27 protein-coding genes are annotated in these 25,365 nt (G+C 31.9%); 20 read left to right on the top strand and 7 right to left on the bottom strand.

Annotated elements, in window-relative coordinates:
• The first annotated feature begins 7 nt into the window (after positions 1-7).
• The 6 genes from SM9_RS08815 to SM9_RS08790 all read left to right on the top strand — a co-directional run bounded on the left by SM9_RS08815 (position 8) and on the right by SM9_RS08790 (position 6,060).
• On the top strand, positions 8-454 hold the full coding sequence (locus SM9_RS08815; protein WP_058739795.1) for a hypothetical protein: 447 nt from the start codon (positions 8-10) through the stop codon (positions 452-454).
• 95 nt (positions 455-549) lie between these two features.
• A complete protein-coding gene (locus SM9_RS08810; protein ID WP_058739794.1) occupies positions 550-900 on the top strand; it encodes a hypothetical protein in 351 nt (116 codons plus the stop codon).
• 102 nt (positions 901-1,002) lie between these two features.
• Positions 1,003-1,380, top strand: a complete 378-nt coding sequence (locus SM9_RS08805; RefSeq protein ID WP_058739793.1) for an ArsR/SmtB family transcription factor — start codon at positions 1,003-1,005, stop codon at positions 1,378-1,380.
• 17 nt (positions 1,381-1,397) lie between these two features.
• A complete protein-coding gene (locus SM9_RS08800; RefSeq protein WP_058739792.1) occupies positions 1,398-4,154 on the top strand; it encodes a heavy metal translocating P-type ATPase in 2,757 nt (918 codons plus the stop codon).
• A 206-nt stretch (positions 4,155-4,360) separates the two neighbouring features.
• Complete coding sequence (locus SM9_RS08795) at positions 4,361-4,624, top strand: DUF6110 family protein (RefSeq protein WP_058739791.1); 264 nt, start codon at positions 4,361-4,363, stop codon at positions 4,622-4,624.
• A 74-nt stretch (positions 4,625-4,698) separates the two neighbouring features.
• Positions 4,699-6,060 carry an MATE family efflux transporter gene (locus tag SM9_RS08790; protein WP_083495891.1) on the top strand — a complete coding sequence of 454 codons (1,362 nt, stop codon included), beginning with the start codon at positions 4,699-4,701 and terminating at the stop codon, positions 6,058-6,060.
• On the opposite strand, the gene SM9_RS08785 is transcribed toward SM9_RS08790, so the two are convergent.
• On the bottom strand, positions 6,057-6,671 hold the full coding sequence (locus SM9_RS08785) for an ABC transporter ATP-binding protein (RefSeq protein WP_058739789.1): 615 nt from the start codon (positions 6,669-6,671) through the stop codon (positions 6,057-6,059). The two genes, SM9_RS08790 and SM9_RS08785, sit on opposite strands and share 4 nt — an antisense overlap.
• 1 nt (position 6,672) lies before the next feature.
• Positions 6,673-7,620 carry an ABC transporter ATP-binding protein gene (locus tag SM9_RS08780; RefSeq protein WP_058739788.1) on the bottom strand — a complete coding sequence of 316 codons (948 nt, stop codon included), beginning with the start codon at positions 7,618-7,620 and terminating at the stop codon, positions 6,673-6,675.
• A 153-nt stretch (positions 7,621-7,773) separates the two neighbouring features.
• Here SM9_RS08780 and SM9_RS08775 point away from each other — a divergent pair, with 153 nt between their 5' ends.
• Positions 7,774-8,337 carry a GNAT family N-acetyltransferase gene (locus SM9_RS08775; protein WP_058739787.1) on the top strand — a complete coding sequence of 188 codons (564 nt, stop codon included), beginning with the start codon at positions 7,774-7,776 and terminating at the stop codon, positions 8,335-8,337.
• On the opposite strand, the gene SM9_RS08770 is transcribed toward SM9_RS08775, so the two are convergent.
• Positions 8,332-9,024: a 4Fe-4S double cluster binding domain-containing protein gene (locus SM9_RS08770; RefSeq protein WP_058739786.1), complete on the bottom strand. Its 693-nt coding sequence runs from the start codon at positions 9,022-9,024 to the stop codon at positions 8,332-8,334. The two genes, SM9_RS08775 and SM9_RS08770, sit on opposite strands and share 6 nt — an antisense overlap.
• 364 nt (positions 9,025-9,388) lie before the next feature.
• Between SM9_RS08770 and SM9_RS08765 the strand changes: the two genes are divergently transcribed.
• From SM9_RS08765 to SM9_RS08750, 4 genes are read left to right on the top strand one after another with little or no spacing between them, the layout of a single operon-like run.
• Positions 9,389-10,996 carry an ABC transporter substrate-binding protein gene (locus tag SM9_RS08765; RefSeq protein WP_058739785.1) on the top strand — a complete coding sequence of 536 codons (1,608 nt, stop codon included), beginning with the start codon at positions 9,389-9,391 and terminating at the stop codon, positions 10,994-10,996.
• 46 nt (positions 10,997-11,042) lie between these two features.
• Positions 11,043-12,035 (top strand): ABC transporter permease, encoded by a 993-nt coding sequence (locus SM9_RS08760; RefSeq protein WP_058740341.1) that lies wholly within the window; start codon positions 11,043-11,045, stop codon positions 12,033-12,035.
• Complete coding sequence (locus tag SM9_RS08755) at positions 12,028-12,885, top strand: ABC transporter permease (protein WP_058739784.1); 858 nt, start codon at positions 12,028-12,030, stop codon at positions 12,883-12,885. The genes SM9_RS08760 and SM9_RS08755 overlap by 8 nt, the downstream gene beginning before the upstream one ends.
• 57 nt (positions 12,886-12,942) lie before the next feature.
• Positions 12,943-13,446, top strand: coding sequence for a GNAT family N-acetyltransferase (locus SM9_RS08750; protein ID WP_058739783.1), 504 nt, complete (start codon positions 12,943-12,945; stop codon positions 13,444-13,446).
• A gap of 19 nt (positions 13,447-13,465) precedes the next feature.
• Here SM9_RS08750 and SM9_RS08745 read toward each other — a convergent pair whose 3' ends face one another.
• Positions 13,466-13,879, bottom strand: a complete 414-nt coding sequence (locus SM9_RS08745) for a hypothetical protein (protein WP_058739782.1) — start codon at positions 13,877-13,879, stop codon at positions 13,466-13,468.
• Between the two features lie 76 nt (positions 13,880-13,955).
• On the opposite strand from SM9_RS08745, the gene truA reads away from it, so the two are divergent.
• Positions 13,956-14,816 (top strand): tRNA pseudouridine(38-40) synthase TruA, encoded by an 861-nt coding sequence (truA, locus tag SM9_RS08740; RefSeq protein ID WP_058739781.1) that lies wholly within the window; start codon positions 13,956-13,958, stop codon positions 14,814-14,816.
• A 6-nt stretch (positions 14,817-14,822) separates the two neighbouring features.
• Here truA and SM9_RS08735 read toward each other — a convergent pair whose 3' ends face one another.
• Positions 14,823-15,251, bottom strand: a complete 429-nt coding sequence (locus SM9_RS08735) for a hypothetical protein (protein ID WP_058739780.1) — start codon at positions 15,249-15,251, stop codon at positions 14,823-14,825.
• A 43-nt stretch (positions 15,252-15,294) separates the two neighbouring features.
• On the bottom strand, positions 15,295-16,632 hold the full coding sequence (locus SM9_RS08730) for an NCS2 family permease (protein ID WP_058739779.1): 1,338 nt from the start codon (positions 16,630-16,632) through the stop codon (positions 15,295-15,297).
• A 113-nt stretch (positions 16,633-16,745) separates the two neighbouring features.
• On the opposite strand from SM9_RS08730, the gene SM9_RS08725 reads away from it, so the two are divergent.
• From SM9_RS08725 to SM9_RS08705, 5 genes are all read left to right on the top strand, one after another.
• Complete coding sequence (locus SM9_RS08725) at positions 16,746-17,294, top strand: DUF2115 domain-containing protein (RefSeq protein WP_058739778.1); 549 nt, start codon at positions 16,746-16,748, stop codon at positions 17,292-17,294.
• Positions 17,295-17,673: 379 nt separating this feature from the next.
• Entirely contained in the window at positions 17,674-18,996 is a 1,323-nt protein-coding gene (wecB, locus tag SM9_RS08720) for a non-hydrolyzing UDP-N-acetylglucosamine 2-epimerase (RefSeq protein WP_058739777.1), read from the top strand.
• Entirely contained in the window at positions 18,980-20,053 is a 1,074-nt protein-coding gene (locus SM9_RS08715) for an ATP-grasp domain-containing protein (RefSeq protein WP_232299117.1), read from the top strand. The genes wecB and SM9_RS08715 overlap by 17 nt, the downstream gene beginning before the upstream one ends.
• A gap of 3 nt (positions 20,054-20,056) precedes the next feature.
• The gene (locus SM9_RS08710) at positions 20,057-21,079 is read left to right on the top strand and encodes a hydantoinase/oxoprolinase family protein (protein WP_058739775.1); all 1,023 of its coding nucleotides are present in this window, start codon (positions 20,057-20,059) and stop codon (positions 21,077-21,079) included.
• Positions 21,022-21,639 (top strand): ribonuclease H family protein, encoded by a 618-nt coding sequence (locus SM9_RS08705; protein ID WP_083495890.1) that lies wholly within the window; start codon positions 21,022-21,024, stop codon positions 21,637-21,639. The genes SM9_RS08710 and SM9_RS08705 overlap by 58 nt, the downstream gene beginning before the upstream one ends.
• Here the strand turns inward: SM9_RS08705 and SM9_RS08700 are convergent.
• A complete protein-coding gene (locus SM9_RS08700) occupies positions 21,636-22,202 on the bottom strand; it encodes a CDP-2,3-bis-(O-geranylgeranyl)-sn-glycerol synthase (protein ID WP_058739773.1) in 567 nt (188 codons plus the stop codon). The genes SM9_RS08705 and SM9_RS08700 overlap by 4 nt on opposite strands.
• Before the next feature lie 150 nt (positions 22,203-22,352).
• Here SM9_RS08700 and tes point away from each other — a divergent pair, with 150 nt between their 5' ends.
• Genes tes through hacB form a run of 3 tightly spaced genes read left to right on the top strand, consistent with a single transcriptional unit; the run spans position 22,353 to position 25,359 of the window.
• Positions 22,353-23,858: a tetraether lipid synthase Tes gene (gene tes / locus SM9_RS08695; RefSeq protein ID WP_394326117.1), complete on the top strand. Its 1,506-nt coding sequence runs from the start codon at positions 22,353-22,355 to the stop codon at positions 23,856-23,858.
• A gap of 20 nt (positions 23,859-23,878) precedes the next feature.
• A complete protein-coding gene (locus tag SM9_RS08690) occupies positions 23,879-24,868 on the top strand; it encodes a beta-ribofuranosylaminobenzene 5'-phosphate synthase (protein WP_058739771.1) in 990 nt (329 codons plus the stop codon).
• Between the two features lie 8 nt (positions 24,869-24,876).
• The gene (gene hacB / locus SM9_RS08685; protein ID WP_058739770.1) at positions 24,877-25,359 is read left to right on the top strand and encodes a homoaconitase small subunit; all 483 of its coding nucleotides are present in this window, start codon (positions 24,877-24,879) and stop codon (positions 25,357-25,359) included.
• The last annotated feature ends 6 nt before the right edge of the window (positions 25,360-25,365 follow it).

Here is a 25,365-nt window from a genome sequence, read left to right as displayed (position 1 = left end):
TGTAATTATGGTCAAAAAAAGTAATGTCATAATATTAATAATTCTTTTAGTAGTATTATCAATAGTTTTCGCCTATTCTTTTGGTGAGAATCAGGGTAATGATTCTTCGGATGTTAAAAGATTGGCTGTGTCCTCCGGAATGTATAAATTAACTGATTTCATAGGTGATGTTGAAAATAAGTCTTATTATGCAGGTTATGATAATGAAACCTTGGGGTGGATGAAGTCTTTGGGAGATAAATCTGTGTTTAATGGCAATGGATTTATTGTGATAATGGATTCTCATGATGCTGCAAAACTTAAATGTGAGGATGTAACTGATGTTTACATTGAACAGTACTTTGATTGTGTTATTTTGGAAAATCATTCTTTAGGCAATGTTAAGAATCCTCGTGATGTTTTGCTTGTGAAAAATGTAAAGTATGTTGGGGAAAATATAACTGATTTGCAGTAATGGTGGCTGCAGAGATATGTTGATTTTTTATTTAACAAAAAGTTTAAATACTTTTTACACACAATATAATAATACTGTTTTTTAGGAGAATTATCATGAAAACCCAAACCATTTTAGATAAATTTGAAGCTGTATCTACAACTATTGATGTCATTTCAAAAGAAAATGGGGATTATTTCACATTCAACGAGTTTGGTGTGGTTCCTGTTAGATGTGATATTCGTTATCTTTGGGATGGTGAAGAAAAGATTGTTGAAGATAAATTCTACGTGGATACGGTTGTATTGGATACAAGTGATGATTGTATCACTTTTGAATTAGCTAACAATACAAAAGAAATGCTAAATCCTGAACATATTTTAGATTTAAATATCACTAAAATATCAAAAACTAGATATTTGGAAGCTATTAAAGAAGATAAACATCGTTTTGATGATTTATTTTAATTTATTTTTTTTAGATTAACATATCATAATATTATGATATAAAAATATTTATATATATAAACATTATAAAATATGAACTAGATAAAATTTAATGTGATTATGATGGCAGACAAAAATAATCTTGAAAATAACAATGATGATATGTGTGAAGTTTTCAATTCTCACGAAGATGTTATTGAACGTGTACAAAAACGTATGATTGAAGAAGACCAATATTCAGAATTAGCTGAGTTTTTTAAAATATTTGGTAATCCTACACGATTAAAAATTCTTTCATTACTTGCTATTGAAGATTTATGTGTTTGTGACATTTGTGATGCATTAGATTTAAATCAAACTACTGTTTCAAATCAATTAAGGATTTTAAGAGCAAATAATATTGTAAAATATCAAAAAGAAGGAAAAATGGCAAGATACTCTCTTACAGATCTTCATATTGAAATGATTTATAAAGTTGGTTTGGAACATATTTTAGAATAAATTTAATGGTGTTTTAAATGGCGGAAAATAGGTGTTATGAACCTGATTGTGATGATGGGGATTGTCATAATCCGGAACATTTCAATTTCATTTGTTTTGATCCTAATTGTGAAGATATTCACTGTGAAAACAAACAACATTTTGATAAGCAATTATTAAAAGATTATCAGGCTAATGCTGATTTAAGTGTTTATAATCACAGAGAAGAAATAGACTATGATGAGGATGTAGATATCAATATTTGTGGCTGTCCTGACTGTGCAGATGACCATGACCACAATCATGACCATGAGCATCATCATGGGCATGAGGATGAGGATTCTTGTTCTGATCCGGATTGTGGTTGTCATGATGAGCATGGCCATGGGCACGAGCATGAGCATCATCATGGGCATGAGGATGAGGATTCTTGTTCTGATCCGGATTGTGGTTGTCATGATGAGCATGGCCATGGGCACGAGCATGAGCATCATCATGGGCATGAGGATGAGGATTCTTGTTCTGATCCGGATTGTGGTTGTCATGATGAGCATGGCCATGGGCACGAGCATGAGCATCATCATGGGCATGAGGATGAGGATTCTTGTTCTGATCCGGATTGTGGTTGTCATGATGAGCATGGCCATGGGCACGAGCATGAGCATCATCATGGGCATGAGGATGAGGATTCTTGTTCTGATCCGGATTGTGGTTGTCATGATGAACATGAACATCATCATGAACATGAAGAAAAGGATACTTGCTCAGACCCTGACTGTGGATGTCACGACCATGACGATGATGATGTTGAAATAAGTATCTGTGGTTGTCCTGACTGTGCGGATGATGACCACGACCATGATCACGGTCATGACCATGGACATAGCAATGAGGAACTTTTAGCTGAAGGAAAACCTTTAATAGTTAATAGGCCAATCCAAATCATTGTTGCAAGTGGTATACTATTTGCAGCAGGACATATTTTAGAATTCCTGTCATTCAACTCAACTATTGTAACACTTGTTTTCATGTGTGCTGCTATTATTGCAGGTTATGAAATTGCTGGTATGGCATATAGGTCATTAGTTAAAAGACATACTGTTGGTCCTGCAATGCTTATGTGTATTGCATGTGTTGCTTCATTTATCATTGGACATCCTGAAGAAGGTGCAGCAGTAACATTCCTTTACTATATTGCAGAATTCTTGGAAGATTATGCGGAACACAGAGCTAAACGTTCAATCAAATCTTTAGTAGAAATCGCTCCTGAAACTGCTAGGGTAAAAGTCGGCGATTCTGAAGTGGAAAAAAATGTTGATGATGTAAATATTGGTGATATTGTAATTGTAAAACCTGGAGATAAAGTTCCATTGGATGGAAATGTTATTTCAGGTTCTTCTTCCATAAATCAGGCATCAATCACTGGTGAAAGTGTTCCTGTACACAAGGAAGTTGGTGATGAAGTATTTTCCGGAACAGTTAATGAAGATGGTTACTTTGAAATGGTTGTTACCAAAAAGGCAAAAGATTCCGTAATTTCCAAAATCGTTACATTGGTTAAAAGATCTCAGCTCAACAGGTCTGAAACAGAATCTTTAGTTGAAAAAGTTGCTAAGTATTACACTCCTGTTATGATGGTGGCTGCACTCTGTGTAGCATTAATACCTCCAGTTTTATTAGGCCAACCGTTAGTTGATTGGGTTTATAAAGCACTTTCTCTTCTAGTAATTTCATGTCCTTGTGCATTTCTGATTTCAACACCTGTGGGTATGGTGTCTGCTATTACTTCAGCTACCAGAAACGGTGTTTTAATTAAAGGAAGTACATATGTTGAAGAAATGAGGGATATTAAAGCAGTCATATTTGATAAAACTGGTACTTTAACAGAAGGAAAACTTGAATTAAGTGAAATTGAAGTGGTAAGTGATTCAGTATCTGAAGAGGAAGTAGTTAAAATAGCAGCATCTCTTGAACATGGATCTTCCCACCCTATTGCACAGGCAATTGTCAATTATGCAACAATGAAAGATATTGAATTTGAAGAAATTGATGACTTTAAAAATGTTCCTGGAAAAGGAATTATTGGTGTTATTGGTGGCGAACAATATTATGCTGCTAATGAATCATTAATTGAAGGCAGTGCATTTGAAATTTCTCATGATGATGTAAATAAATACTCTGTTGAAGGTAAAACAGTCATATTTGTAGGTAACTCAAAAGAATTATTGGCAATAATTACAGTATCTGATAAAATCAGAAATAATGCTGCAGAAGTCATTGCTGATTTAAACAAACAAGGTGTACAGACAGTAATGTTGACTGGTGATAATAAACTTGCTGCTCGTAATGTTGCTAATCAAATAGGAATAAAATATGTTTATTCCAATTTGATGCCTGAAGATAAATTGAATATTTTAGACACTATTAGGAATAAATTCGGTAATGTTGCTATGGTTGGTGATGGTATTAATGATGCACCTGCACTGGCTAGATCAAATATTGGTATTGCAATGGGTGCTGCAGGTTCTGATGTAGCTATTGAAACTGCGGATGTGGCATTGATGCAGGATGATATTTCAAAATTGCCATATCTATTCAGTTTAAGTCGTAAAACAATGGGTATTATTAAACAAAACATTTCAGTAGCTATTGCTGTTAAATTATTATGTGTAGTATTGGCTATTATGGGAATAATCACATTGATGATGTCTGTTGGTTTTGGTGATTTGGGATTAACACTTTTAGTTATTTTGAACTCATTTAGGATTGGAATGGTGAAAGATCCACTATTCTAATTACTTTTTTTATTTTTTTGGTATTGCTAAATTTTTAAAGGTTTAGATTAGCCTAATTTTGATATAACTAAATTTAATTATTTGTTTTACCTAAAAAAGCACTTAAAATCGAATAATTTATATACTACTTTTTACTTATGTTTATTTAAGTAATATTACTTAATTTTTGTAGATAAATAATGATTTAAATTTAGGGAGATGTAAAAATGGTTAGAAGATATGTCGATCAAGCACTAGAACATAAACATGCATTAATTTTTGCTGCAGGTATTGCAACTGCAATTGTAGGTAAAAAAATTATCGAATCAGATGTAGTTAAAGATGCTGCTACTAAAGGAATGGCTACTGTAATGTCTGCTAAAAAGGATGCTGAAGAAGTTTTCCAGGACATGAAAGAAAATGCAGAAGATATTGTTGTTGATGCTAGTGCAGAAACTAAAAAAGAAATCTATGTAACTGATGATGAATAATTTTATTATTCATTTTTAACTTTTTTTTAACACCACTGAAAATATTATTAACTATTTGAAATATATTATTATTAATGTTCAATGAAAATAATGTGGAAGTATTATTGGGCAATCCTAAAAAAGCTTTAATAAATTTGTCTATTCCACTTGTTATTTCATTATTAATCTCAAGTTTATATAATGTAATCGATGCAATATGGGTTTCTGGCCTTGGAGCTGATGCACTTGCGGGTGTTGGATTTGTAACTCCAATATTTATGATTCTGATAGGTTTTGGAAATGGTCTGGGTGCAGGATCTGCTTTTGCAATTTCAAAATATATTGGGGAAAATAATAAACAAAAGGCAGATAACGGTTCAATACATGCAATATTAATCATGGTCATTACATCAATTATCATTACGGCTATTTTACTTTTATTTTTAAAAGATATCTTAATATTTATGGGAGCATCACAAACTTTAAATTATGCGATGGATTACGGTCAGATAATCATTTTTGGTTCGATATTTGTAATTTTGTCCAATGCATTGTATGGTATCTTTAGAGGTGAAGGTGATAGTAAAAGGCCAATGTATGCTATGATTGCATCGGCTGTTTTAAACATGGTTTTGGACCCTATTTTCATTTACACTCTAAATCTTGGAGTTAAAGGTGCTGCAATTGCTACTTTAATTTCCGCATTTTTTGTCATATTAATACAATTCTATTGGTTTTATATTAAAAAGGACACCTATTTAAAGCCCTATTTAAGTAATTTTAATTTCAAAAAAGAAATTTCATTTGATATTATAAAAGTAGGTTTTCCTGCAAGTCTGCAGCTTTTAAACAATGCATTTTTTGCTGCGGTGTTTTCTGTACTTTTGGTATTTATATCATCAACTGATTCTGTGGCGGTTTATTCTACTGGGTGGAGAATAGTCACTATAGGAACAACACCAATTTTGGCTATTGGAACAGCATTAATATCGGTTATTGCAGCAAATTATGGTGCTCGCAATTACAAAAACATTCAAACAGCTCACAGATATGCAATGAAGATTTCAATGATTTTTGCAGTTTTTGTGATGATTTTTACTATAGCTTTTGCTCCGCAAATTGCTTCTGTATTCTCATCTTCATCAAGCAGTGTTAGAATCTCTGGTGAGTTGGCTGCATTTTTAACATGGATTGTGCTGTATTATCCTACAATGGCTGTGGGTGTAGCATCAACTTATGTTTTTCAGGGAATAGGTCGTGGAATGACTGCAATGTTTCAAACGATTATGAGAGAAACTGGATTTACATTAGTCTTTGCTTTATTGTTTACATTTATATTCAATTGGGGTGTTTGGGGAGCGTGGATGGGTATTGTTTTAGGTGAGGTTGTATCAAATAACATTACTTTAATTTGGGCAGATTATGCAATTAAAAAGTTAATTAACATTAATGATTAAATACCATTAATGTCTTTTAGATATATTTTATCGTCACATATTGTATCAACCAAATCCATATCATGACTTACAAGTAAAAATCCCATTTGTCTTTTTTTAACAATTTTTAACACTGAATCCAATATCTGTACTTGAGTTATGGCATCAAGCATTGTTGTCATTTCATCAGCTATTAAAAATTTAGTTTCTGGATTGAGTGACCTTACAACAGAAAATCTTTGGAGTTCTCCTCCAGATAGTTCTTGTGGAAAACGGGTCAGCCATGTTTTTTGAATACCGAATTCGGATAATGTTTCATCATCCACATCCCATGATTCAGAAAGTACTTTATCCATTTTCCATTTTGGATTCATTACTTTTTCAGGGTGTTGATAAATTAATTGAACTGGTTTAAATCCTTTTTTTGGAAGTTCTTTTCCATCAAATAGTACGTTTCCCTCATATTTTTGAACATATCCGGATAATATTTTACATAAAGTGGATTTTCCACTTCCACTATCTCCAATTAAACCCATTATTTTAGTGTTGTCTAATTCTAAATTTATGTCTTTTAAGAGATATTCTTTAGCTGAAGGATATTTGAAGGAAATGTTTTCTGCCTTTAATTTCATTTTATGCACCTTCTTCATATTTGAAGCATCTTACTTTTTTATTGCCCAAACTTATTAGTTGAGGTCTTTCTTTTTCACATCTGTCAAATGCCATTTCGCATCGGTTGTAATAAGGACATCCTTCAGGAATTTCTCCGTGCAATGGTTGATGTCCTTTTTTTAGTTCAAATCCATTTGCAGGCAATGCCTTGTATAATGCTTTTGTGTAAGGATGAAGCAGATTTTCACCATCTCCGGTAAAGTCTTTTGTTTCAGCTATCTCTATAACATAACCTGAGTAAAATATTCCAATTCTGTCTGCAACATCTAAAGCAGCATGAATATCGTGTGTAATTAGAAGAACTCCAATATTGTCCTCTTTCATATGTCTGAAATGGTTGAGGGTTTCTTTTACAGTTTTTTCATCTAAACCTGGTGTCGGTTCATCTGCAATGACTAATTCTGGATCTGATAATAATGCTGTAGATACCAGTACACGTCTCGCCATACCTCCGGATAATTGGAATGGATACATTTCGTCCACTTCCGGACCTAAATTATAATGTTCAAATATCTCTCTTTGTTTGATTTTTTTAGATTTTTTTTCTTCTTCGCTTTCAGTATGCCCTATTGCCTGGTCTGAAATCTTCATTAATGGGTCTAAAAAATTAACTGACTGTGGAATAAATGCTATTTTTGATCCTCGTATTTCTTCTTTATCTTCTTGTGATAAATCTTTACCTTTAAATTTTATTTTTCCATTTAACTGTGCATTTTCCGGCAATATTCCCATTATCGCATGAGCAAGCAGACTTTTTCCCGAACCGCTTGAACCTAAAACTGCCAATATTTCTCCTTCGTTTATATCTAATGTTAAATCTGTAATTACTTTTAAATTTCTTTGATTTAGTCCTTGTGTGTATTGTATAAAAGAAATAGAAACATTTTCTACGTCCAATAATTTATCCATTTTTTCACCATGTTCATCTGATTTTTGTCAAATGATAACTTTTATATATTATATTGAACTTTATCAATATTAAAGTTATTCAAAATTCAATAAAAAGTATTACCAATAACATATATTTGATATTAAAAGTAATACTATTTAAAAGGGATTTATATGAATGTAATAATCAAGGAATTATCTAATGATAAAAATTTAATAAAAAATGTTCAGGAATTTTTATTTTATCAAATAGAAAAAGAATTTGGCTATGGGTATGTTCCTGAGTGGCATCAAGATATTATTGACTTAGAAAACTATTATATCAATCCTGAAAGGAATAATTTTTTTGTTGCATTCAATAGTAAAACAAATGAAATTATAGCAACTATTGGAATCAGGGCTTATGATAAAGATTTCACTGAATTTAAAAATATTTATTCCAGTAAATCTACTTCAAGCATTTGGAGATTATTTGTTGACGAAAAATATAGGCGTTGTGGTTTGGCTTCTAAAATGTTTGGTGTAGCTGAGACTTTTGCTAATCAACAGGATTATGATTTCATTTATTTGCATACTCATAGGACATTGAATGGAGCTCTTGAATTTTGGACGAAAATGGGTTTTGTTATTACTATAGATGCTGGTGACGAACTGGAAACGGTTCATATGGATAAAAAGATAATGGGTATTGAAATAACATCTCCTAGTTCTACTTTTAATTATGCTTTGGAATTATGATTTTTTAATGTATTTTTGTGTATGTGGGCAGGCGAAAATGCATTTTCCACATACTGTATCCTCTTTTCCTAAATTTTCATAAGAAATTTTTAGAGCATATTTTTCACATTTTTTATCATCATAAAAATCGTTTCTTTTTAATTTGTAATTCCATTCTTTCCCACTTATTGCCCCTCCAAGACATGCATTCTTACATTCCATGCATTTTCCACATTTTGATTTAGTAATTGGTATTCCAACATCTAATGGGGCATTGGTTAAAACTGATGATAGTCTTAAAGCGGATCCGTATTTTAATGTTGTAAAAAGTGCTGATTTTCCAATCCAACCTAAGCCTGCACGTGTTGCTATTGTTTTGTGAGGTAATTCAAAGGAATTATTTTCGCCAAAATCAGTACCTAATCTTTTTTTGGTTTGCGCATATGCTTCATAACCATTTTCAATCAAATATTCTTCGCATTTCATTCCCAAAGCATCTAATCTGGTGTTTAAGCTCACTAATTCATCTACATATTCTTGGGTTGGCGCATTTACCATTCTTCTAATTATTTCTTTCGGATAAGTAATATAAAAGACCACACCAATATTTAATTTATTTTTAGGAGTAAAATTATTTATGTTGGCAAAGCCTACTTCATCTGCACCATTTTTTAATAAAAATTTTTTTAATTTGTTTGAAAATGACATTATTGGTAATATTTATTTTTAGTTTTATATTAATTTAGTTATTATCTATTGTATAACTTTGTATTATAAATAAAGTATTACTTTGGTGTTTTTTTTAAATATTTATTTTGTTTAATTTTAAATTTTATTTAATGGTTATTTATTTAAAATATTGTTTTTTTTATATTTTTATTTAATTTATAGTTTATAAATATTTATTTTTTATATTTTCATTGTTTTATTAATAATTAATAAACATGTTTTTATATATTATTAAATATATTTTAAACTGTATTAAAATATATATTTATAGTATTACTTTTTAAGCATTTTGATAAAAAAAAGTATTACTTATTTTAATATGGTTTTTAATATGGTGAAAATTATGGACAAAAAGATAATAATTGGTGGAATTGTAGTTCTATTAATTGTTATTGTGGGTGCTTTTGCATTTATGGGCAATTCTCATCATGATGATGACCCAACTCATTTGGTTGTGGCTGCTCACAGTAACATTAAAGAACCAAAAGCGGGTTTCAATCCTCTGACTGGTTGGGGATGTGGACATCAGAACTATAATCCATTAATACAAAGTTGTTTATTTAAAACAGATAGTAATGGAACTATTGTTCCTGATATAGCAACTGATTATTCAATCAGTAGTGATGGAAAAACTTGGACTGTAAACTTAAGAAATGATATTAAATTTTCCGATAACTCTACTTTAAATGCTGAAGATGTAGCATTCACATTCAATACTGCTAAAGAAACTGAATCTGAATTGGATTTAACAAACTTGGCTAATGCAACTGCTGTAAATGATACATGTGTTCAGTTTAACTTGGTTGAACCTAGATCAACATTCATATATGATTTAAGATATGTTGGTATTGTACCTTCAGACACTTATAACCAGAGTACTTATGGTGAACACCCTATTGGATCAGGCCCATATGTATTGGATCATTGGGATAAAGGCCAACAAGCAATATTTAAAATAAATGATAATTATTATGGCGAAAAACCATACTTTACTCAAATTACTATGTTATTCCCTGAAGAATCAACATGGTTAGAACTAGCTAAATCTAAAGATGTGGATGTAGTGCCTGTTGCAACTTCCGCATTGAATCAAACTGTTGACGGATACCAATTTGTTGAAAAATCAGCAGGTAGAGCACAAGGTGTATCCTTACCATACCTTGAAGATACTGGAGTTGTATATAATGGTTCTATGAAGGTAGGTAATAATGTAACTGCGGATAAATCTATTCGTGAAGCTTTAAATGTTGGTATTAATCGTACTGAAATTGTTAATTCTGTATTTTCAGGACATGCTACTCCTGAATTTACTGGTGTTGACACTAGGGATTATGCAAATAATCAAAGTAAAGTCGCTGACGGTAATGTTGAACAAGCAAAACAAATTTTAGCTCAGGGTGGCTGGACAGATACTGATGGTGATGGAATTGTTGAGAAGAATGGTACTAAAGCATCATTTGACTTATACTATCCTCCAGATTATCTTGACAGACAATCCTTATCCACAGTTTTCGCTGAACAGGCAAAACAGTTAGGAATTGAAGTAAAACTTGTTGGAGCTGATTGGGATACAATCTATGCAAATATGTATAGCTCTGCTGCTTTAATGCAACAAACTTCTCCAGACCCTTATAAATCAATTTACCAACAATACCACAGTAAAGAAATGGATGGTTTCTATATGAACCCTAATTTATATAATGATTCCGCATCTGATGCTTTAATGGAAAAAGCTATGGCTTCAAATGATTTCAATCAAGCTAATAGTTTATGGGCGGAATCTGCTCTTGTAAATGGTCATGGTTGGGGACCAGCTGGTGATGCTCCATGGGTATGGATTGCTAACTATGATTACAATTACTTCATTAAAGATGGAATTGATATTGGAAACCAACCTGATGGTTTAGGAAATGATATTTTAATTAATATTTGTGAATGGAAAAGAGCTTAATTAATCTCTTTTCTATTTTATTTTTTTAAAACTTTTGTGGGGGTTTATTTTGAATAGAAAAGGAATAATTAAATTTTTTAGTTATAAATTATTGCGTTTTATAATTTTGATGATTGCTGTTGCAATTTTTAGTTTTATATTGTTAGATTTATCCCCTATTAATCCAGTAACTGTTTATTTGAAAGGTGCTGCTGTATCTGAAGCTCAAAGGACTATTTTAAATCAATATTTTGGTGTGGGCGTCCCATTACATATTAAAATTTATCATTGGTTATTAAATTTAATACAAGGAGACTTAGGAACATCTTTAATATATCGTGCACCGGTCATTGATGTAATCACTCAGAAATTCATTGCTTCTCTCGCATTGATGACTTTATCATGGATATTTAGTGGAATCATTGGATTCGCACTAGGTGTTGTTGCAGGTAAAAATAAAGGATCCTGGATAGATAAAGCCGTAAAAGTATATTGTTATGCAATTCAATCTGCTCCATCATTTTGGGTTGGTATGCTTATATTAATGGTATTCGCAGTATATTTGGGATTATTCCCAATTGGGTTTGGAGTTCCGATTGGTGTAAGCAGTACTGATGCATCATTTATGGATTGGGCATCAAGGCTTGTCCTTCCGACTTTAACATTAAGTTTGGTTGGTTTAGCACCTATAGCAATGTATACTCGTAATGAATTAATTCAAGTATTGTCCTCTGATTATGTATTATTTGCAAAATCAAGAGGTGAAAAAGGTTGGAATTTAGTAAAAAACCATGGAATTAGAAATATTTTACTTCCAGCGGTTACATTGCAATTTTTATCTTTCAGTGAATTATTTGGTGGTGCGGTACTTGTAGAACAAGTATTTTCATATCCGGGAATTGGACAAACCGCTGTTGCAGCGGGTCTTCAAAGCGATGTTCCACTGTTTTTAGGTATTGTGCTTTTCAGTGCTGTGTTTGTTTTTGTAGGTAATTTGCTTGCAGATATTTCTTATTACTTTATAGATCCAAGAATTAAGGAGAATGAGTTCAATGATTAGGAAAAAACAAGTTAATGAAAAGGAACAATGGTTTTTGTTTAGAGCTAATCTTAGAACTAAGACTTTCATAATCATTGGAATTTCTGCATTGGTCATAGTCAGTATTTTGATTTCAAGTTTGTTCATTGGCGAAATTCCAACAAGTTTCACCAGTGCTAATCAGATGCCTTCTTTCGCTCATCTGTTCGGAACTGATTGGATGGGTAGAGATATGTTTCAGCGAACTGTTGCAGGTCTTGGATTAAGCTTAACTGTTGGTATTGTTGCTTCATTAGTAAGTACTTTAATTTCTATTATTTTAGGATTATTTTCAAGTTTCAATAGATTTGCCGATGAGGCTGTTGCAAGTATCATTGATTTATTTGGTTCAATACCTCACATACTTTTGATTATTCTTATTTCAATCATGTTTGGTGGAGGAACAATTGGGGTAATCATGGGTGTTGGTTTGACTCATTGGACTCCTCTTGCAAGAGTGCTCAGGTCTGAAGTAAAAGAAATTAAGACTAAAGAATATATCCATTTGGCTGAAAATCTGGGAAAATCAAAAATTTGGATTGCAACTAAGCATATTTTGCCATTGATTATCTCTCAAATAATTGTGGGTGTTATTTTAATGTTTCCTCATGCTATTATGCACGAAGCGGCCATAACATTTTTAGGATTTGGTTTGCCTCCTCATGAGCCTGCAATTGGAGTAATATTGTCAGAATCAATGCACTATTTATCTTCTGGATATTGGTGGTTGGCATTTTATCCTGGTTTGTCTTTATTGATAGTTGTGTTGCTATTTGATTTGATTGGGGAAAATGTTGAAAAATTACTAAATCCTGAAACAGCACAAGAATAACAATATAATCATGAGAAATTAATCATTTCTCTTTTTTTAATTTTTACAGGAGATACTATGAATATTACAATTAAAGAAATTAACAATAATGATGCAGAAATAAATCTTGCTAAATGCTTCTTATTTAATCAAATTAAAAAAGTTTATGGAATCGGTAGAAATCCTAAGTTTCATTATGACATTGATCAATTAAAAGAATACTATATTTTGCCTTCCAGAAATAATTTTTATGTTGCTTGGGATGGTGATAATATAGTAGCAACAGCCGCTGTGCGGGCTTATGATAAAGATTATGAAATGTTCAAAGGGGTATACTCTAATGATGATACTGCCAGTATATGGAGATTGATGGTTGATGAAGATTATAGAAGACAGGGTCTTGCCCGAAATCTTGTAGATGTAATGGAGGATTTTGCACGTAAAAAATCTTATGATAAAATGTATCTTCACACACACAGGTATCTTGATGGAGCTTTATCATTCTGGAAATCTTTAGGTTATGAGATAACTGTCGAAGAAGATGATTATGACGAAACTAGTCATATGATAAAAAATTTATAAAAAAGCATTTTCATGCTTTTTAACCACCATAACCATATGTTATTACATATCCGTTTTTATCAACGATTCTAAAGTAACCGTCATCATAACGAATTCTTTGTGAACCATCATTTAATTTGTCACGTCCAACTTCATGCTCTTTTGGATTCCAACCGTCGCTTGTTACTTCACTTTCATGATAGGGGTTGTATCCTTTGTAGTTTGGATCATTTTTTGGCCTATTTGAATCGATTGAATTTTCGCTGCTGCTACTATCACTGCTTTGTTGTGAATCGTTAGATATGGATACAACTGTTGTTGTATTGCTTGTTGTTGTATTATTTATTGGATTAACTGTATTTTTATTATTTAAAATAATTGCTTCAACTGCTATTGCAGCTGCCAAAATTATCACGATAATTGTTAAAATTAATATGATATTTTTACTCTTCATATTAATATTTTATTCACATTAAATTAATACTTTTTTTGCTAAAATTTATTTTATATTAAAATTAAAATAATTATTGATGAAACGGACAGCTTTAAAAATTGGATATATTGGAACTAATTTTCATGGTTTTCAAAGACAGCCTGATGTTAGGACTGTTGAGGAAGAATTGATTTATCATTTGCGTAAATTAGGCTACATTGATGATTTAAAGAAATCCCGATTTAGAATTGCAGGCAGGACTGATGCTGGAGTTCATAGTTTGGGAAATGTAATCAGTTTCCAGTCAGATAAGGAAGTTCAGGTAAATGAAATTAACAACAGTCTGCCTGATGATATCCAGATACTTGCTAAAGCACCTGTTCGATATGCATTCAAGCCGAGATATGCTCAAATGAGACAATATCGATATTTATTGTTCCAGGATTTGGATATAGATAAATTAAATAAAGTTGCAGAAATATTTAAAGGAACTCATAACTTCACTAATTTCACTAAACGATTTCAAAAAACAACCACACGAACAATTGACGATATAAAGATTACAAAAGTGGAATTGGGTGATTATCACAAAAGGGAATTTCCTAATCTTCATGAGACAATTGCTCCTATTTTTGTTGATATTTATGGAGAATCATTCTTATGGAATATGGTAAGAAAAATGATGCGCGTTTTTGTAGATGTTTCATTGGATAAAATGTCCTTGGATGAAGTCTGTGAATTATTGAATCCTTCGGAAAATTCTCCAAGAGCAAATATTAAAGTAATGGAAGCAGAATATCTGATCTTAATGGATATTGAATATGATGGTATTAAATTTAAATATGATGAATATGCCTGCAGACGCTTTAAAAGAGATTTGGTTGATTCACTCGACAATCTGCAAAAGAGGTATGCAATTCGTGAATCAATGATAAAAAGTTTGGATGATTTAATTTAATCTGAATTATGGCTTAATTGGTGTAATATTATTTTTTTGATTGAATTCTTTAAGATATTTCAGTGAATCCTGTAAATAATCCTCATCTATTAATGTACTTGCATATAATACAGATACTGTGTATTTTTTTCCATCCATTTCAATTAATTCAATACCGCCCATATCACTTACCTGATGATTTGAAAAGAAATATATATTTTCTTCACCGCTTGGCCAAAATCCATACAATGATGAATTTTTAAAGTTTGGGCTATTGTCATTTACTTCTTCTATAATGAATCTAGGATTATCATAAGCTTTAGGTATGAAGTATTTTCCATCAGCTTTTTTTCCTGAAAAATCATGGGGTATTTCTAAATCATTCATATTGGTAGCAAATGCTACGCTAACACTAAAAAGCAATATTATTAATAATAAGAATATTTTTTTAATCATGTTAACCACTTTAAAAAAATTAGTTGTATGAATAATCATACAACTATAATCCGAAGAACAGATATAATAAAAAGATTATGGCAAGAATCCAAATTCCAAGTCCCATTTCTTTATATCTACCTTTGGCTATTGTTCCAAGAGCATATATTAAGAATCCCCAAGCAATACCAATAGAAATTGAGTAACTTAATATCATGATTATTATAGTCATAAATACTGATGCACTTATAACTAGACTATTCCAGTTTACTTCCCTTAACTGACTAACCATTAGAATTCCAACAATAACTAATGCCGCTGCAGTTACTGATGAAGTAAATAATGATAATATTAATGGGGAGATAAATATTGATAATATGAATAGGATTCCAGTAACTATTGCTGTTAATCCAGTTCTTCCACCAATGCCGATTCCCGTTGCACTTTCCACATATGCAGTCACAGTACTTGTACCGCAAACAGAACCGATAATTCCAGCTAATGCATCACTTAAGAATGCTTTTTCAATTCCTTTGGCATTTCCGTCTTCATCGACAAATCCGCATTGTCTTCCAATAGTCATTAATGTACCTGTTGTATCGAAGAATGTAACAAATACTAATGAAAATATCATAATTATTAAATTAGGGATATTTGAAAATAGCTGTCCGAATCCTCTTGAAAATCCACCAACTAATGTTGTATCCATATTTAAAGTTATGATTTGTTTTGGGATGGATGGCATTAACATATCTCCTGCACCAAATCCGAGGAATGTAAAAATCAAACCTATTATTGCAGTTGCAAGCAGGCCGAAAAATACTGCTGCAGGCACTTTTTGTACATAAAAAATTAATGTAATTAATATACCAATTAATGCAAGTAGTGCTGGTGGATATAAAAGGGATCCCATTGTAACAAATGTTGATGGGTCTGACGTGATTATTCCACAGCTCTTAAGTCCAAGGAAAGCCAAGAAAAATCCGATACCTGCACCTATACCTAGTTTCAAATCATTTGGAATAATATTTAAAATTTTTTCCCTCAAACCTGAAACAGTTATTATTAAAAATACAATACTTGAAACAAATACCGCTGCCAGGGCAGTTTCCCATGTATTTCCCATTTCAAGTATTATCGTATATGTAAATAATGCATTTAATCCCATACCTGGTGCAAGTCCCACAGGATATTTAGAAACAATACCCATTATGATACATGCAATTCCTGAGGATAATGCCGTTGCAAAAAACACTCCTGACGCTGGCATTCCCCCATCTGCTAACATTGTAGGGTTAACTCCAAGGATGTATGCCATTGCAAGAAATGTTGTAATTCCTGCTAAAATTTCTGTTTTAAAATCTGTACCATTTTCCTTAAAATTAAAATAATTGTCTAACATATAATCCTCTCATCGAAACTGTCTATTTCGATATTAATATTTATATAGTATTAATATTATAAAAGTTAATGATTTAGATATTAATTGAATAATTGTAATTTATAGTGATATTAATGAGTGGTTACAGTGCAATGTATAATGATTTTTCAAATGTTGCTATTGCTGAGGAAAAAGTATCTCCTCAGGCTATTTTGAAAGTATTAAAGGAATATTCGGCTACAATTTCAGTATTTGATTTGATGAAGGTGAACGCTGAAATGATTGAGGAAAGCAAATATGTTCAGGAAAATTACAAAGATAAAAGTCATGCTGTTTATGCCAAATATTTTTTAGGTCGCATTCGTGAAATACGTAATGATAATGCAATATATGATAATGATATTGATAAGGAAGAGTTTATTGATGCAGTAGCTACTTTAAAATCCTACCATGATGCAGAATCATTAACTCATAAGACTAAATTCCCATTAATATATGCAATCGTATCATTATACACCACTTTTGTTTTGGAAGAGCCGATTCATCCTGTTGGCACTCCATTTCCAGGGTCTCTGAAAGTTGAAGAGAAAAATGGTGTTTTTTATTGTCCAGTTAAGGATGCAAATCTTGAATCTCCTAATGCTGTTTGCAAAATGTGTATTGCAGAGCAGTTGGATTTTTAAATTTTTTAATTTCAAAAAATTTCATATTAATAAAAAATATTTTATTCATTTATTTTAATAATATTGTTAATGAATATTAACAAATTACTTCGCTGACTATCACAAATCAATGATTGTTTTTATATAATGTGGAGTCCGTTAGTAAGTAGCACCATATTGGGCGTCAAGATATTTTCTGCCGATAATTGCTTTTCTGCCGTTAATAATAGATATAAAATCTAGAAAAGTAGAGATAAATGGGTATATATTTTTACATTTATTATAATCTGTTTAACAGGTTTATTTTCATTGCCAATATCTCATTTTTACTGAATAATAAGTTTATTTCAACAAAAATTTTTATTATTTAAATGTTATATAAATATATTTAAGTGATATTATGAAAATAGCTGTTGTACTTGGAACAAGGCCAGAAATTATTAAAATGGCTCCAATAATTGATGAAATTGTGAATCGTGGTATTGATTTGTGTCTTATTCACACGGGTCAGCATTATGATAAGGAAATGTCTGATAACTTTTTTAGAGACCTTGAAATTCCATCTCCTGATTATAATATTCATGTGGGGTCAGGTTCTCATGGAAAGCAAACTGGTTTGATGATGAAAGGTATTGAAGAGGTTTTGATGGATGAAAAACCGGATATCGTTTTAGTCCAAGGAGACACCAATGCTGTTCTTGCAGGTGCTCTTGTCGCTTCTAAACTGCACATTGCCGTTGGACATGTTGAAGCTGGACTTCGCTCTTTTGACATGACCATGCCAGAAGAGATAAACCGCAGGGCTTGTGATATTGTCTCAACAATGTATTTTATTCCTACTGAAGAGTCAGCCATTAATCTTTTGGCTGAAGGTTTTTCAAGAAAAAATCTATTTATAACTGGAAACACTGTTGTTGATGCCTGTTTTAGGCATTTGGAAATTGCTCGAAAACGTGGATTTGAAGAAAAATCCTTAGCGGATTTGGACATTGGCAATATGGATAATATTTTAACTTTAACTATGCACAGGGCAGAAAATGTTGATGATAAATCCAGAGTTACAAATATTATTGGAGCTTTAAAAGAACTGAATCAGATGAATATTATTTTTCCAATACATCCAAGAACTAAAAACACTTTACAAAACTTTGGATTGTTTGATGAGTTAAATAATTTGAATCATGTTCATATCATTAAACCTTTAGGTTATTTGGACTTTTTACAGTTAACTGCTAAATCAAGTTTAATTTTAACTGATTCCGGAGGCCTTCAGGAAGAGGCAATCACGCTTGATGTTCCTGCATTAACATTAAGATACAATACAGAAAGGCCTGAAACCGTCACTGCCGGTGGAAACATTTTGGTCGGATCAGATAAGGATGTTATTCTTGAAAATGCAAATAAAATATTGAATGATGAAGAATTTGCAGAAAAAATGAGAAATGCACCAAATCCATATGGACAAGGTAATTCTGCCGAAAAAACTGTTGATGCAATTCAAAAATACTATGATGAGGGACTGCTTAACATTGAAGCTCCAGAAGATATAATGGCATCCTTTGAAAGAAAAATGGCATTAATCAAAGAGGACATTACTGTTAAAGAATTTGAAGAAAAAAACAATGCATTAATCCATATGGTGTTTGATGGACAAAAAATGTTTTTCCCTAATGATGAATTAAATATTAATGAGATGTGTGTTACTTATGATATCTACGAATGATTCAATATTGGTTTTTGAGTATTTCACTGCTTCCGGTGAAAAAGATAAATGTATCATTTCTGAAGCGGAAGCAATGTTATTTGCATTAATTGAAGATTTAAGCGATTATAATTTGGATGTTGTTGTAAATAAATCCTATGAAAATATCATATCAAAGTATGAAAATGTTAACCCCATATTAATTGAAACAGATATTATCTCTTGGTTGAACGATAATGCCTGCAATTTCAATAAGGCTATTTTCATTGCAGCAGAAAATAACAATAATTTATATAATATCACAAAAATTTTAGAGGAAAATGATATCTTTATTTACACTTCATCAAGTGAAGCATGTCTTATTTCATCAGACAAGTCTTTAACATATGAAAAAATATCAAATACTGTTACTCAGCCAAGAACTTTCAGATTCAAAATAGATTCAAAAGGATATTGGAAAAGAGCCATTACAAATTTACATGAAAAATGGCAGGCTGAAGATCCATTCACTCCATTAAAATTAATAATCAAGCCGTTAATTGGTGTGGACTGTGAAGATATTGTCATAATAGAAAACATTGAAGATTTAGGCTATGATTTGGAAGAAATATTTCCTCCTGAGTCCAGAATTATTGTTCAGGAATTTATTGAAGGGACAGATGTTAGCGTTAGCTTAATATGTCATGATGGAAAAGCAACACCAATCAGTTTAAATAAGCAATTTGTAGAACTTAAAAATGATAAAGGAACTTATGTTGGTGGTAAATTACCTTTTGAAAGTGAATACAAGGATGAGGCTTTTAGCATTGCTAAAAAAGCGTGTGAATCAGTTGAAGGTTTAAATGGTTTTGTAGGTGTTGATTTAATAATAAGTGCTGATGAAAAAGATATTTATCCTGTTTATGTGCTTGAGATAAATTCAAGATTCACAACTCCTTATGTGGGTCTTAGAAAAATAGCCAATTTTAATCTGGCAAAAACTATTATTGAAGGAAATATTGAAGAAACTGATATTTCTCTTGATGGTGAAGTCGAATTTAAAAAACAAGGAGATAATTTAGATATTAGGAGAATTTAAAACATGAAAATAGCAGGTTTTGACATTGGTGGGGCTAATACTGATTTGGCAGTATTGGACTTTGAAAATGGTGAAATAAAAGATATTGAAGTTGATTTTGCTTATCTTCCTATGTGGAGTAATAATGATGATTTATCACAGGTTTTAGTCGAATTAATTGAGAATATTTGCCCAGTTTCTGAAATTGACGCTGTTGGAATATCAATGACTGCAGAGCTTGTTGATGCCTATGATACTAAAAAAGATGGAGTTTTGGATGTTGTTAAAAAATGTGAAGATACATTTTCTTGTCCTATAGCTTATGTTGGTATTGATGGAATGCTTTCTAGAAAAGAAATTGAAAAAAATCCTTTAAAAGCAGCTGCAGCAAACTGGATAGCTACAGCACAGATTGCAACATTAATATCAGACAATTGTATTTTTATTGATACTGGAAGTACTACAACTGACATTATTCCAATTAAAAATGGGAATGAATGTGCAATAGGCAAATCTGATTTTGATAGATCCGCTACTGGTGAATTAGTCTATACTGGTACTTTAAGAACTAATTTGGCTAGTTTTTTGGATAAAGTTGAGTTAAATGGGAAAGAGTATCGTGTAGCTAGTGAACTATTTGCTCAAACTGCTGATGTCTACACTGTTTTGGATTTAATTTCAGAAGATGATTATGTTTGCGATACATTTGATGGTGAATCCAAATCTAAAAGGGATTGCTCTAAACGTATTGCCCGTGTTGTATGTGCAGATTTAGAAATGCTTTCACCGGATGATATTGTTGAAATGTCCAAATTCATTCATCAAAAGCAAATTGAACAAATTGCTGATGGTTTAAAACAGGTTCATGAAGCCCAAGACCTTGATTTGATTGTAACGACTGGTTTGGGAAAAGATATTTTGGATAAACCTGCTGCAGAGCTTTTGGGTTTGGAAGTTAAATCCATGGGGGATATTTTAACAGACGAACAATGTGTTGTAGCGCCTGCCGTTGGGACTGCTGTCATGATGGAGAAATATCTGGGCTGATTAACATGTCCAAGTATTCATATTATACAGATGGCGCAGCCACTATGAAACAAGAAAACGGCAAATATGTTCGTGAAGCTGGGGGATGGGCTTTTGTATTATTAATTGATGGTTGTGAGGATTCTATTCGTTTTGGAGGATGTCCTCTGACAACTAACAATGAAATGGAATTGTATGCTATGTATGCGTCAATGAAAGATTTTCTTTTAAAGTCACAATCTGGGGATATTATTGAGATATTTTCTGATTCTGCATATTGTATTAATATATTCACACAATGGGCTGCGGGTTGGCAAAAAAGAGGATGGAAAAAGTCTGATAATAAACCTATTCAAAATTTAAAGATTATCAAATCAATATGGGATTTGATGGGTGAAATTAGAAATAATTCATGCATCTTAAATTTTATAAAAGTAAAAGGTCATTCATCAAATAAATATAATGATGAGGCAGATAAATTAGCAGTTGATGCTAAAATGGATGCATTTAAAACAGATAAAACAACTTATTTTGATGAAAATGATGGCTTGTTGGGTAAAAAATCTAAATATGTGGATTAGTACCACACATCTTTTATTCCAAGCAGATATGCTCCGGTATTAGCAATCAAATGAATTATTACTGTTAATACCATAGCTATTATTACGAATCCTAAATCTAATTTTACAACTAATGAAACAAACAGTAATGCCACTACTAAAAAGTCAAGCTGATCTAATATTGGCGCTGGTTTTCCGCGACCGATTCCTATTCTTCTTTTTAAGAAACTACCTATTGCATCGCCAACCAAAGCTCCAAATGCAAGTAAAAATCCGATGATTACTCCATTTATAACTCCCATTGGTATTGGAGTTACTATATATGGGCCGAATGCTGAAATAATGTCCAGTCCGAAGTATCCCTGTATCGCACCGACTAATGTTCCAAGAAGGGTTCCTCCAATCAAACCTCTCCAGGTTACTCCATCTCCAATCCATCGGTTGCCTTTTGAATCGGTTTTGCCTCCATCGATTGGTCTACCTCCTCCAAAGATTAATCCTCCACTATTAGATAGGTATGCGGGAAGTAAGAAGTATAATATGGTGATACAGGATGCAGCCAACATTGTAAAATTAATATTCATTTTTTATTAACTCCAATAAAGTTTAATATATAATATATTGTTTTATCGTTAAAGTATTTAAATTTTAAATAAGTTTAAATATAATATTAACTATATAATTTTATATTATATTTATACTAATGATTTATGTTTGTTAGTAAGGTGATTTTTTTGAAAATAAAGGATACAAAAAGTTTATGTCCAGAGTGCGGTAAACCTCTTGATGCTGAAGTTTATGATGAGGGAGGAAAAGTTTATATCAAAAAAACTTGTGACGAACATGGGGAGTTTATTAACACTTACTGGAGTAATGACGATGATTATAATAGGGTAAATAAATTTGAACCTTCAATTACATCTGTAGAAAATCCCTGTGTAGAAAATACTGCACCTTGTCCATCTAATTGTGGACTTTGTTCTAAACATGAAACCTCTACTGTATTGGGCTTAATTGACGTTACTAATAGGTGTAATTTAAGATGTCCTGTATGTTTTGCTAATGCAGCAGCATCAGGTCGTTTATTTGAACCTACTCAAGATGAAATTAGACAAATGCTTAAAAATTTAAGAAACTTAAAACCAAATCCAACTCCTGCTATTCAGTATGCTGGTGGGGAACCTACTGTTAGAAAAGATATTGTTGAATTGGTCGCAATGGCTAAGGAAGAAGGTTTCACTCACGTTCAAATTGCTACTAATGGTTTAAAATTAGCTATGAAAGAAAATTTGGCTCAGGAATTAAAAGATGCTGGCTTAAACACTGTTTATTTAGCATTTGATGGTGTTACTCCTGAACCATATATTAACAATAGGGGAAGAGATTTGCTTCAATATAAATTGGATGCGATTGAAAATTGTAGAAAAGCAAATTTAGGTGTTGTATTAGTTCCTACTTTAATTAAAGGGGTAAATGACCACCAGGTTGGGGAAATTATTAAATTTGCATTTGACCATAATGAAAATATTTATGGTGTTAACTTCCAGCCGGTGTCATTTGCAGGAAGAACACCTGCTGATCAGGTTGAAGATCAAAGAATAACTATTCCTGACTTTATAAAGATTATCGAAGACCAAACTGATGGTGAAGTGAAAACCACAGATTTTTATCCTCCTTCATCAGTTGAACCAGTAGCTAACTTCATTGGTGCATTGGATGGTGAAAAACCAAGTGTTACATTAAATTGTCATCAACATTGTGGTATAGCTACCTATGTGTTCAGAGAAAAGACCGAGGGTCCAGGTAAGGATAAATTAATACCTATCAATAGATTCATTGATGTTGATGATTTATTTGAAAAATTAACAGAATTAACTAATAAATTAAATGAAGGCGGTTTTGGTATTAAAAAAAGGGTTTTGGCTAGTGCTACTGCAGCTCTTCCAAAATTGGTTCATACAAGCAGAACTCCGAAAGGTTTGGATATTGTGAGAATTTTACTTAATGTATTCACTAAAAGATCATATGATGCTTTAGGTGCTTTTTCAAAAGATGCAATGCTTATTTCATGTATGCATTTTATGGATCCTTTTAACTTTGATGAAGACCGGGTTAAAAAATGTGTTATCCATTATGCAACCCCTGATGGTAGAATTATTCCATTCTGTACATTCAATTCAATGTATCGTGAAGGTGTTGAAGAAGAGTTTTCAACCCCTTTGAAAAAATCTAAAGCATAGTCTTCCCGAGGTTGTAATGCATGTTAATTAAATCACCTTCTAGACTTCATTTGGGTCTGATTGATATGAATGGGTCTTATGGTAGATTAGATGGGGGAATTGGGCTCACAATCCAAGATCCAAATCTGATATTGTTCGGTGAACCTGCTGAAAAAGGAATCACTGTTGATTTTAACGAAAACTTTAACTTTAATGAAACTATCCGGAATGAGTGCATTACAAAAATTACTAAAGCAGCCCAAGAAGTCATAGATTTTTATGGTGTGGATGAAGGATTTTATTTTAGAGTTGACCGAGCATATCCTCCTCATTCGGGATTAGGTTCTGGAACTCAAATAGCATTGTCCACTGGAAAACTTATTACCGAACATATTGGTCAAGAAGCTAATGGCTATACTTTAGGTAAAATCACTGGTCGTGGCGGAACTTCGGGTATTGGTGTGTTTGCCTTTGATTATGGTGGTTTCATTGTTGATGGTGGTCACAGCAGAAAGGAAAAGACATCTTTTTTACCTTCATCAGCTTCTAAAGCTAGTCCCCCACAACTGTTTGGTCGCTATGAATTTCCTGATGAATGGGGAGTTTTACTTGTCATATTAAAATCTGATGTAAGTGTCAACGGTCAAAAAGAAGTAAATATTTTCCAGGAATATTGTCCTATTGATCGTAATGAAGTGGAATTATATTCTCATTTGATATTTATGAATATGATACCTTTTTTACTTGAAAAAGATTTGCCTTGCTTTGGAAACATAATTAATAAGATACAAACAATAGGATTTAAGAATATTGAAATAAAACTTCAGTCAGATAATATAAAAAAATTAATGGCAAAATTAACTGAAATTGGTGCTTATGCTGTAGGAATGAGTTCTTTTGGACCTACAGTTTATTCATTTTATGATAAAACAAACAAACATATTGTACAAGAAATTAAAGATTATGTTGGCGATGATGGTATAGTTATAACAACAAAAGCTCAAAATCATGGTCATGTTCTTACAAAATAGTGATTATTATGGATATTATTTGTGGAAAAACTTGGACTTTTGGTGAAAATATAGATACGGATGTCATTATTCCGGGAAGATATTTAAGAACTTTTAATCCTCAGGATTTGGCGGATCATGTTCTTGAAGGAGAACGTCCTGATTTCACTAAAAATGTTCAACAGGGTGATGTTATTGTTGCAGGTGAAAATTTTGGATGCGGTTCCTCTCGTGAACAGGCACCAGTAGCTATCAAAACTGCGGGTGTAAATGCAATAATCGCCAAATCATTTGCAAGAATTTTTTATAGAAATGCAATAAATATAGGTTTGCCTGTAATTGTAAGTGATATTAATGCCGAAGATGGGGATATCATTAAAATTGATTTATCCAAAGGAATTTTGATTAATGAAACTTCAGGTGAATCTCAAAATTTTGAACCTTTTAAAGAATTCATGTTAAATATTTTAGAAGATGGTGGTTTAGTAAACCATTATTTAAATAATGATTAATTTTTT

This window comes from Methanobrevibacter millerae, from assembly GCF_001477655.1.
Classification (GTDB): domain Archaea; phylum Methanobacteriota; class Methanobacteria; order Methanobacteriales; family Methanobacteriaceae; genus Methanocatella; species Methanocatella millerae_A.
Note: the sequence above shows the minus strand (reverse complement) of the source record. Positions and strands in the feature narration are given on the sequence as shown.

Excerpts from the sequence above, each read along its gene's own strand:
- SM9_RS08795 (WP_058739791.1), top strand. The coding sequence starts at position 4,361 with ATGGTTAGAAGATATGTCGATCAAGCACTAGAACATAAACATGCATTA.
- wecB (WP_058739777.1), top strand. The coding sequence starts at position 17,674 with ATGAAAATAGCTGTTGTACTTGGAACAAGGCCAGAAATTATTAAAATG.
- SM9_RS08765 (WP_058739785.1), top strand. The coding sequence starts at position 9,389 with ATGGACAAAAAGATAATAATTGGTGGAATTGTAGTTCTATTAATTGTT.
- SM9_RS08710 (WP_058739775.1), top strand. The coding sequence starts at position 20,057 with ATGAAAATAGCAGGTTTTGACATTGGTGGGGCTAATACTGATTTGGCA.
- SM9_RS08790 (WP_083495891.1), top strand. The coding sequence starts at position 4,699 with ATGTTCAATGAAAATAATGTGGAAGTATTATTGGGCAATCCTAAAAAA.
- SM9_RS08700 (WP_058739773.1), bottom strand. The coding sequence starts at position 22,202 with ATGAATATTAATTTTACAATGTTGGCTGCATCCTGTATCACCATATTA.
- SM9_RS08810 (WP_058739794.1), top strand. The coding sequence starts at position 550 with ATGAAAACCCAAACCATTTTAGATAAATTTGAAGCTGTATCTACAACT.
- SM9_RS08805 (WP_058739793.1), top strand. The coding sequence starts at position 1,003 with ATGGCAGACAAAAATAATCTTGAAAATAACAATGATGATATGTGTGAA.
- SM9_RS08735 (WP_058739780.1), bottom strand. The coding sequence starts at position 15,251 with ATGATTAAAAAAATATTCTTATTATTAATAATATTGCTTTTTAGTGTT.
- SM9_RS08715 (WP_232299117.1), top strand. The coding sequence starts at position 18,980 with ATGATATCTACGAATGATTCAATATTGGTTTTTGAGTATTTCACTGCT.
- SM9_RS08705 (WP_083495890.1), top strand. The coding sequence starts at position 21,022 with ATGTGTTGTAGCGCCTGCCGTTGGGACTGCTGTCATGATGGAGAAATA.
- SM9_RS08775 (WP_058739787.1), top strand. The coding sequence starts at position 7,774 with ATGAATGTAATAATCAAGGAATTATCTAATGATAAAAATTTAATAAAA.
- SM9_RS08755 (WP_058739784.1), top strand. The coding sequence starts at position 12,028 with ATGATTAGGAAAAAACAAGTTAATGAAAAGGAACAATGGTTTTTGTTT.
- SM9_RS08785 (WP_058739789.1), bottom strand. The coding sequence starts at position 6,671 with ATGAAATTAAAGGCAGAAAACATTTCCTTCAAATATCCTTCAGCTAAA.
- SM9_RS08690 (WP_058739771.1), top strand. The coding sequence starts at position 23,879 with ATGTTAATTAAATCACCTTCTAGACTTCATTTGGGTCTGATTGATATG.
- hacB (WP_058739770.1), top strand. The coding sequence starts at position 24,877 with ATGGATATTATTTGTGGAAAAACTTGGACTTTTGGTGAAAATATAGAT.
- SM9_RS08745 (WP_058739782.1), bottom strand. The coding sequence starts at position 13,879 with ATGAAGAGTAAAAATATCATATTAATTTTAACAATTATCGTGATAATT.
- SM9_RS08815 (WP_058739795.1), top strand. The coding sequence starts at position 8 with ATGGTCAAAAAAAGTAATGTCATAATATTAATAATTCTTTTAGTAGTA.
- SM9_RS08800 (WP_058739792.1), top strand. The coding sequence starts at position 1,398 with ATGGCGGAAAATAGGTGTTATGAACCTGATTGTGATGATGGGGATTGT.
- SM9_RS08770 (WP_058739786.1), bottom strand. The coding sequence starts at position 9,024 with ATGTCATTTTCAAACAAATTAAAAAAATTTTTATTAAAAAATGGTGCA.
- SM9_RS08730 (WP_058739779.1), bottom strand. The coding sequence starts at position 16,632 with ATGTTAGACAATTATTTTAATTTTAAGGAAAATGGTACAGATTTTAAA.
- SM9_RS08750 (WP_058739783.1), top strand. The coding sequence starts at position 12,943 with ATGAATATTACAATTAAAGAAATTAACAATAATGATGCAGAAATAAAT.
- SM9_RS08725 (WP_058739778.1), top strand. The coding sequence starts at position 16,746 with ATGAGTGGTTACAGTGCAATGTATAATGATTTTTCAAATGTTGCTATT.
- SM9_RS08780 (WP_058739788.1), bottom strand. The coding sequence starts at position 7,620 with ATGGATAAATTATTGGACGTAGAAAATGTTTCTATTTCTTTTATACAA.
- truA (WP_058739781.1), top strand. The coding sequence starts at position 13,956 with ATGAAACGGACAGCTTTAAAAATTGGATATATTGGAACTAATTTTCAT.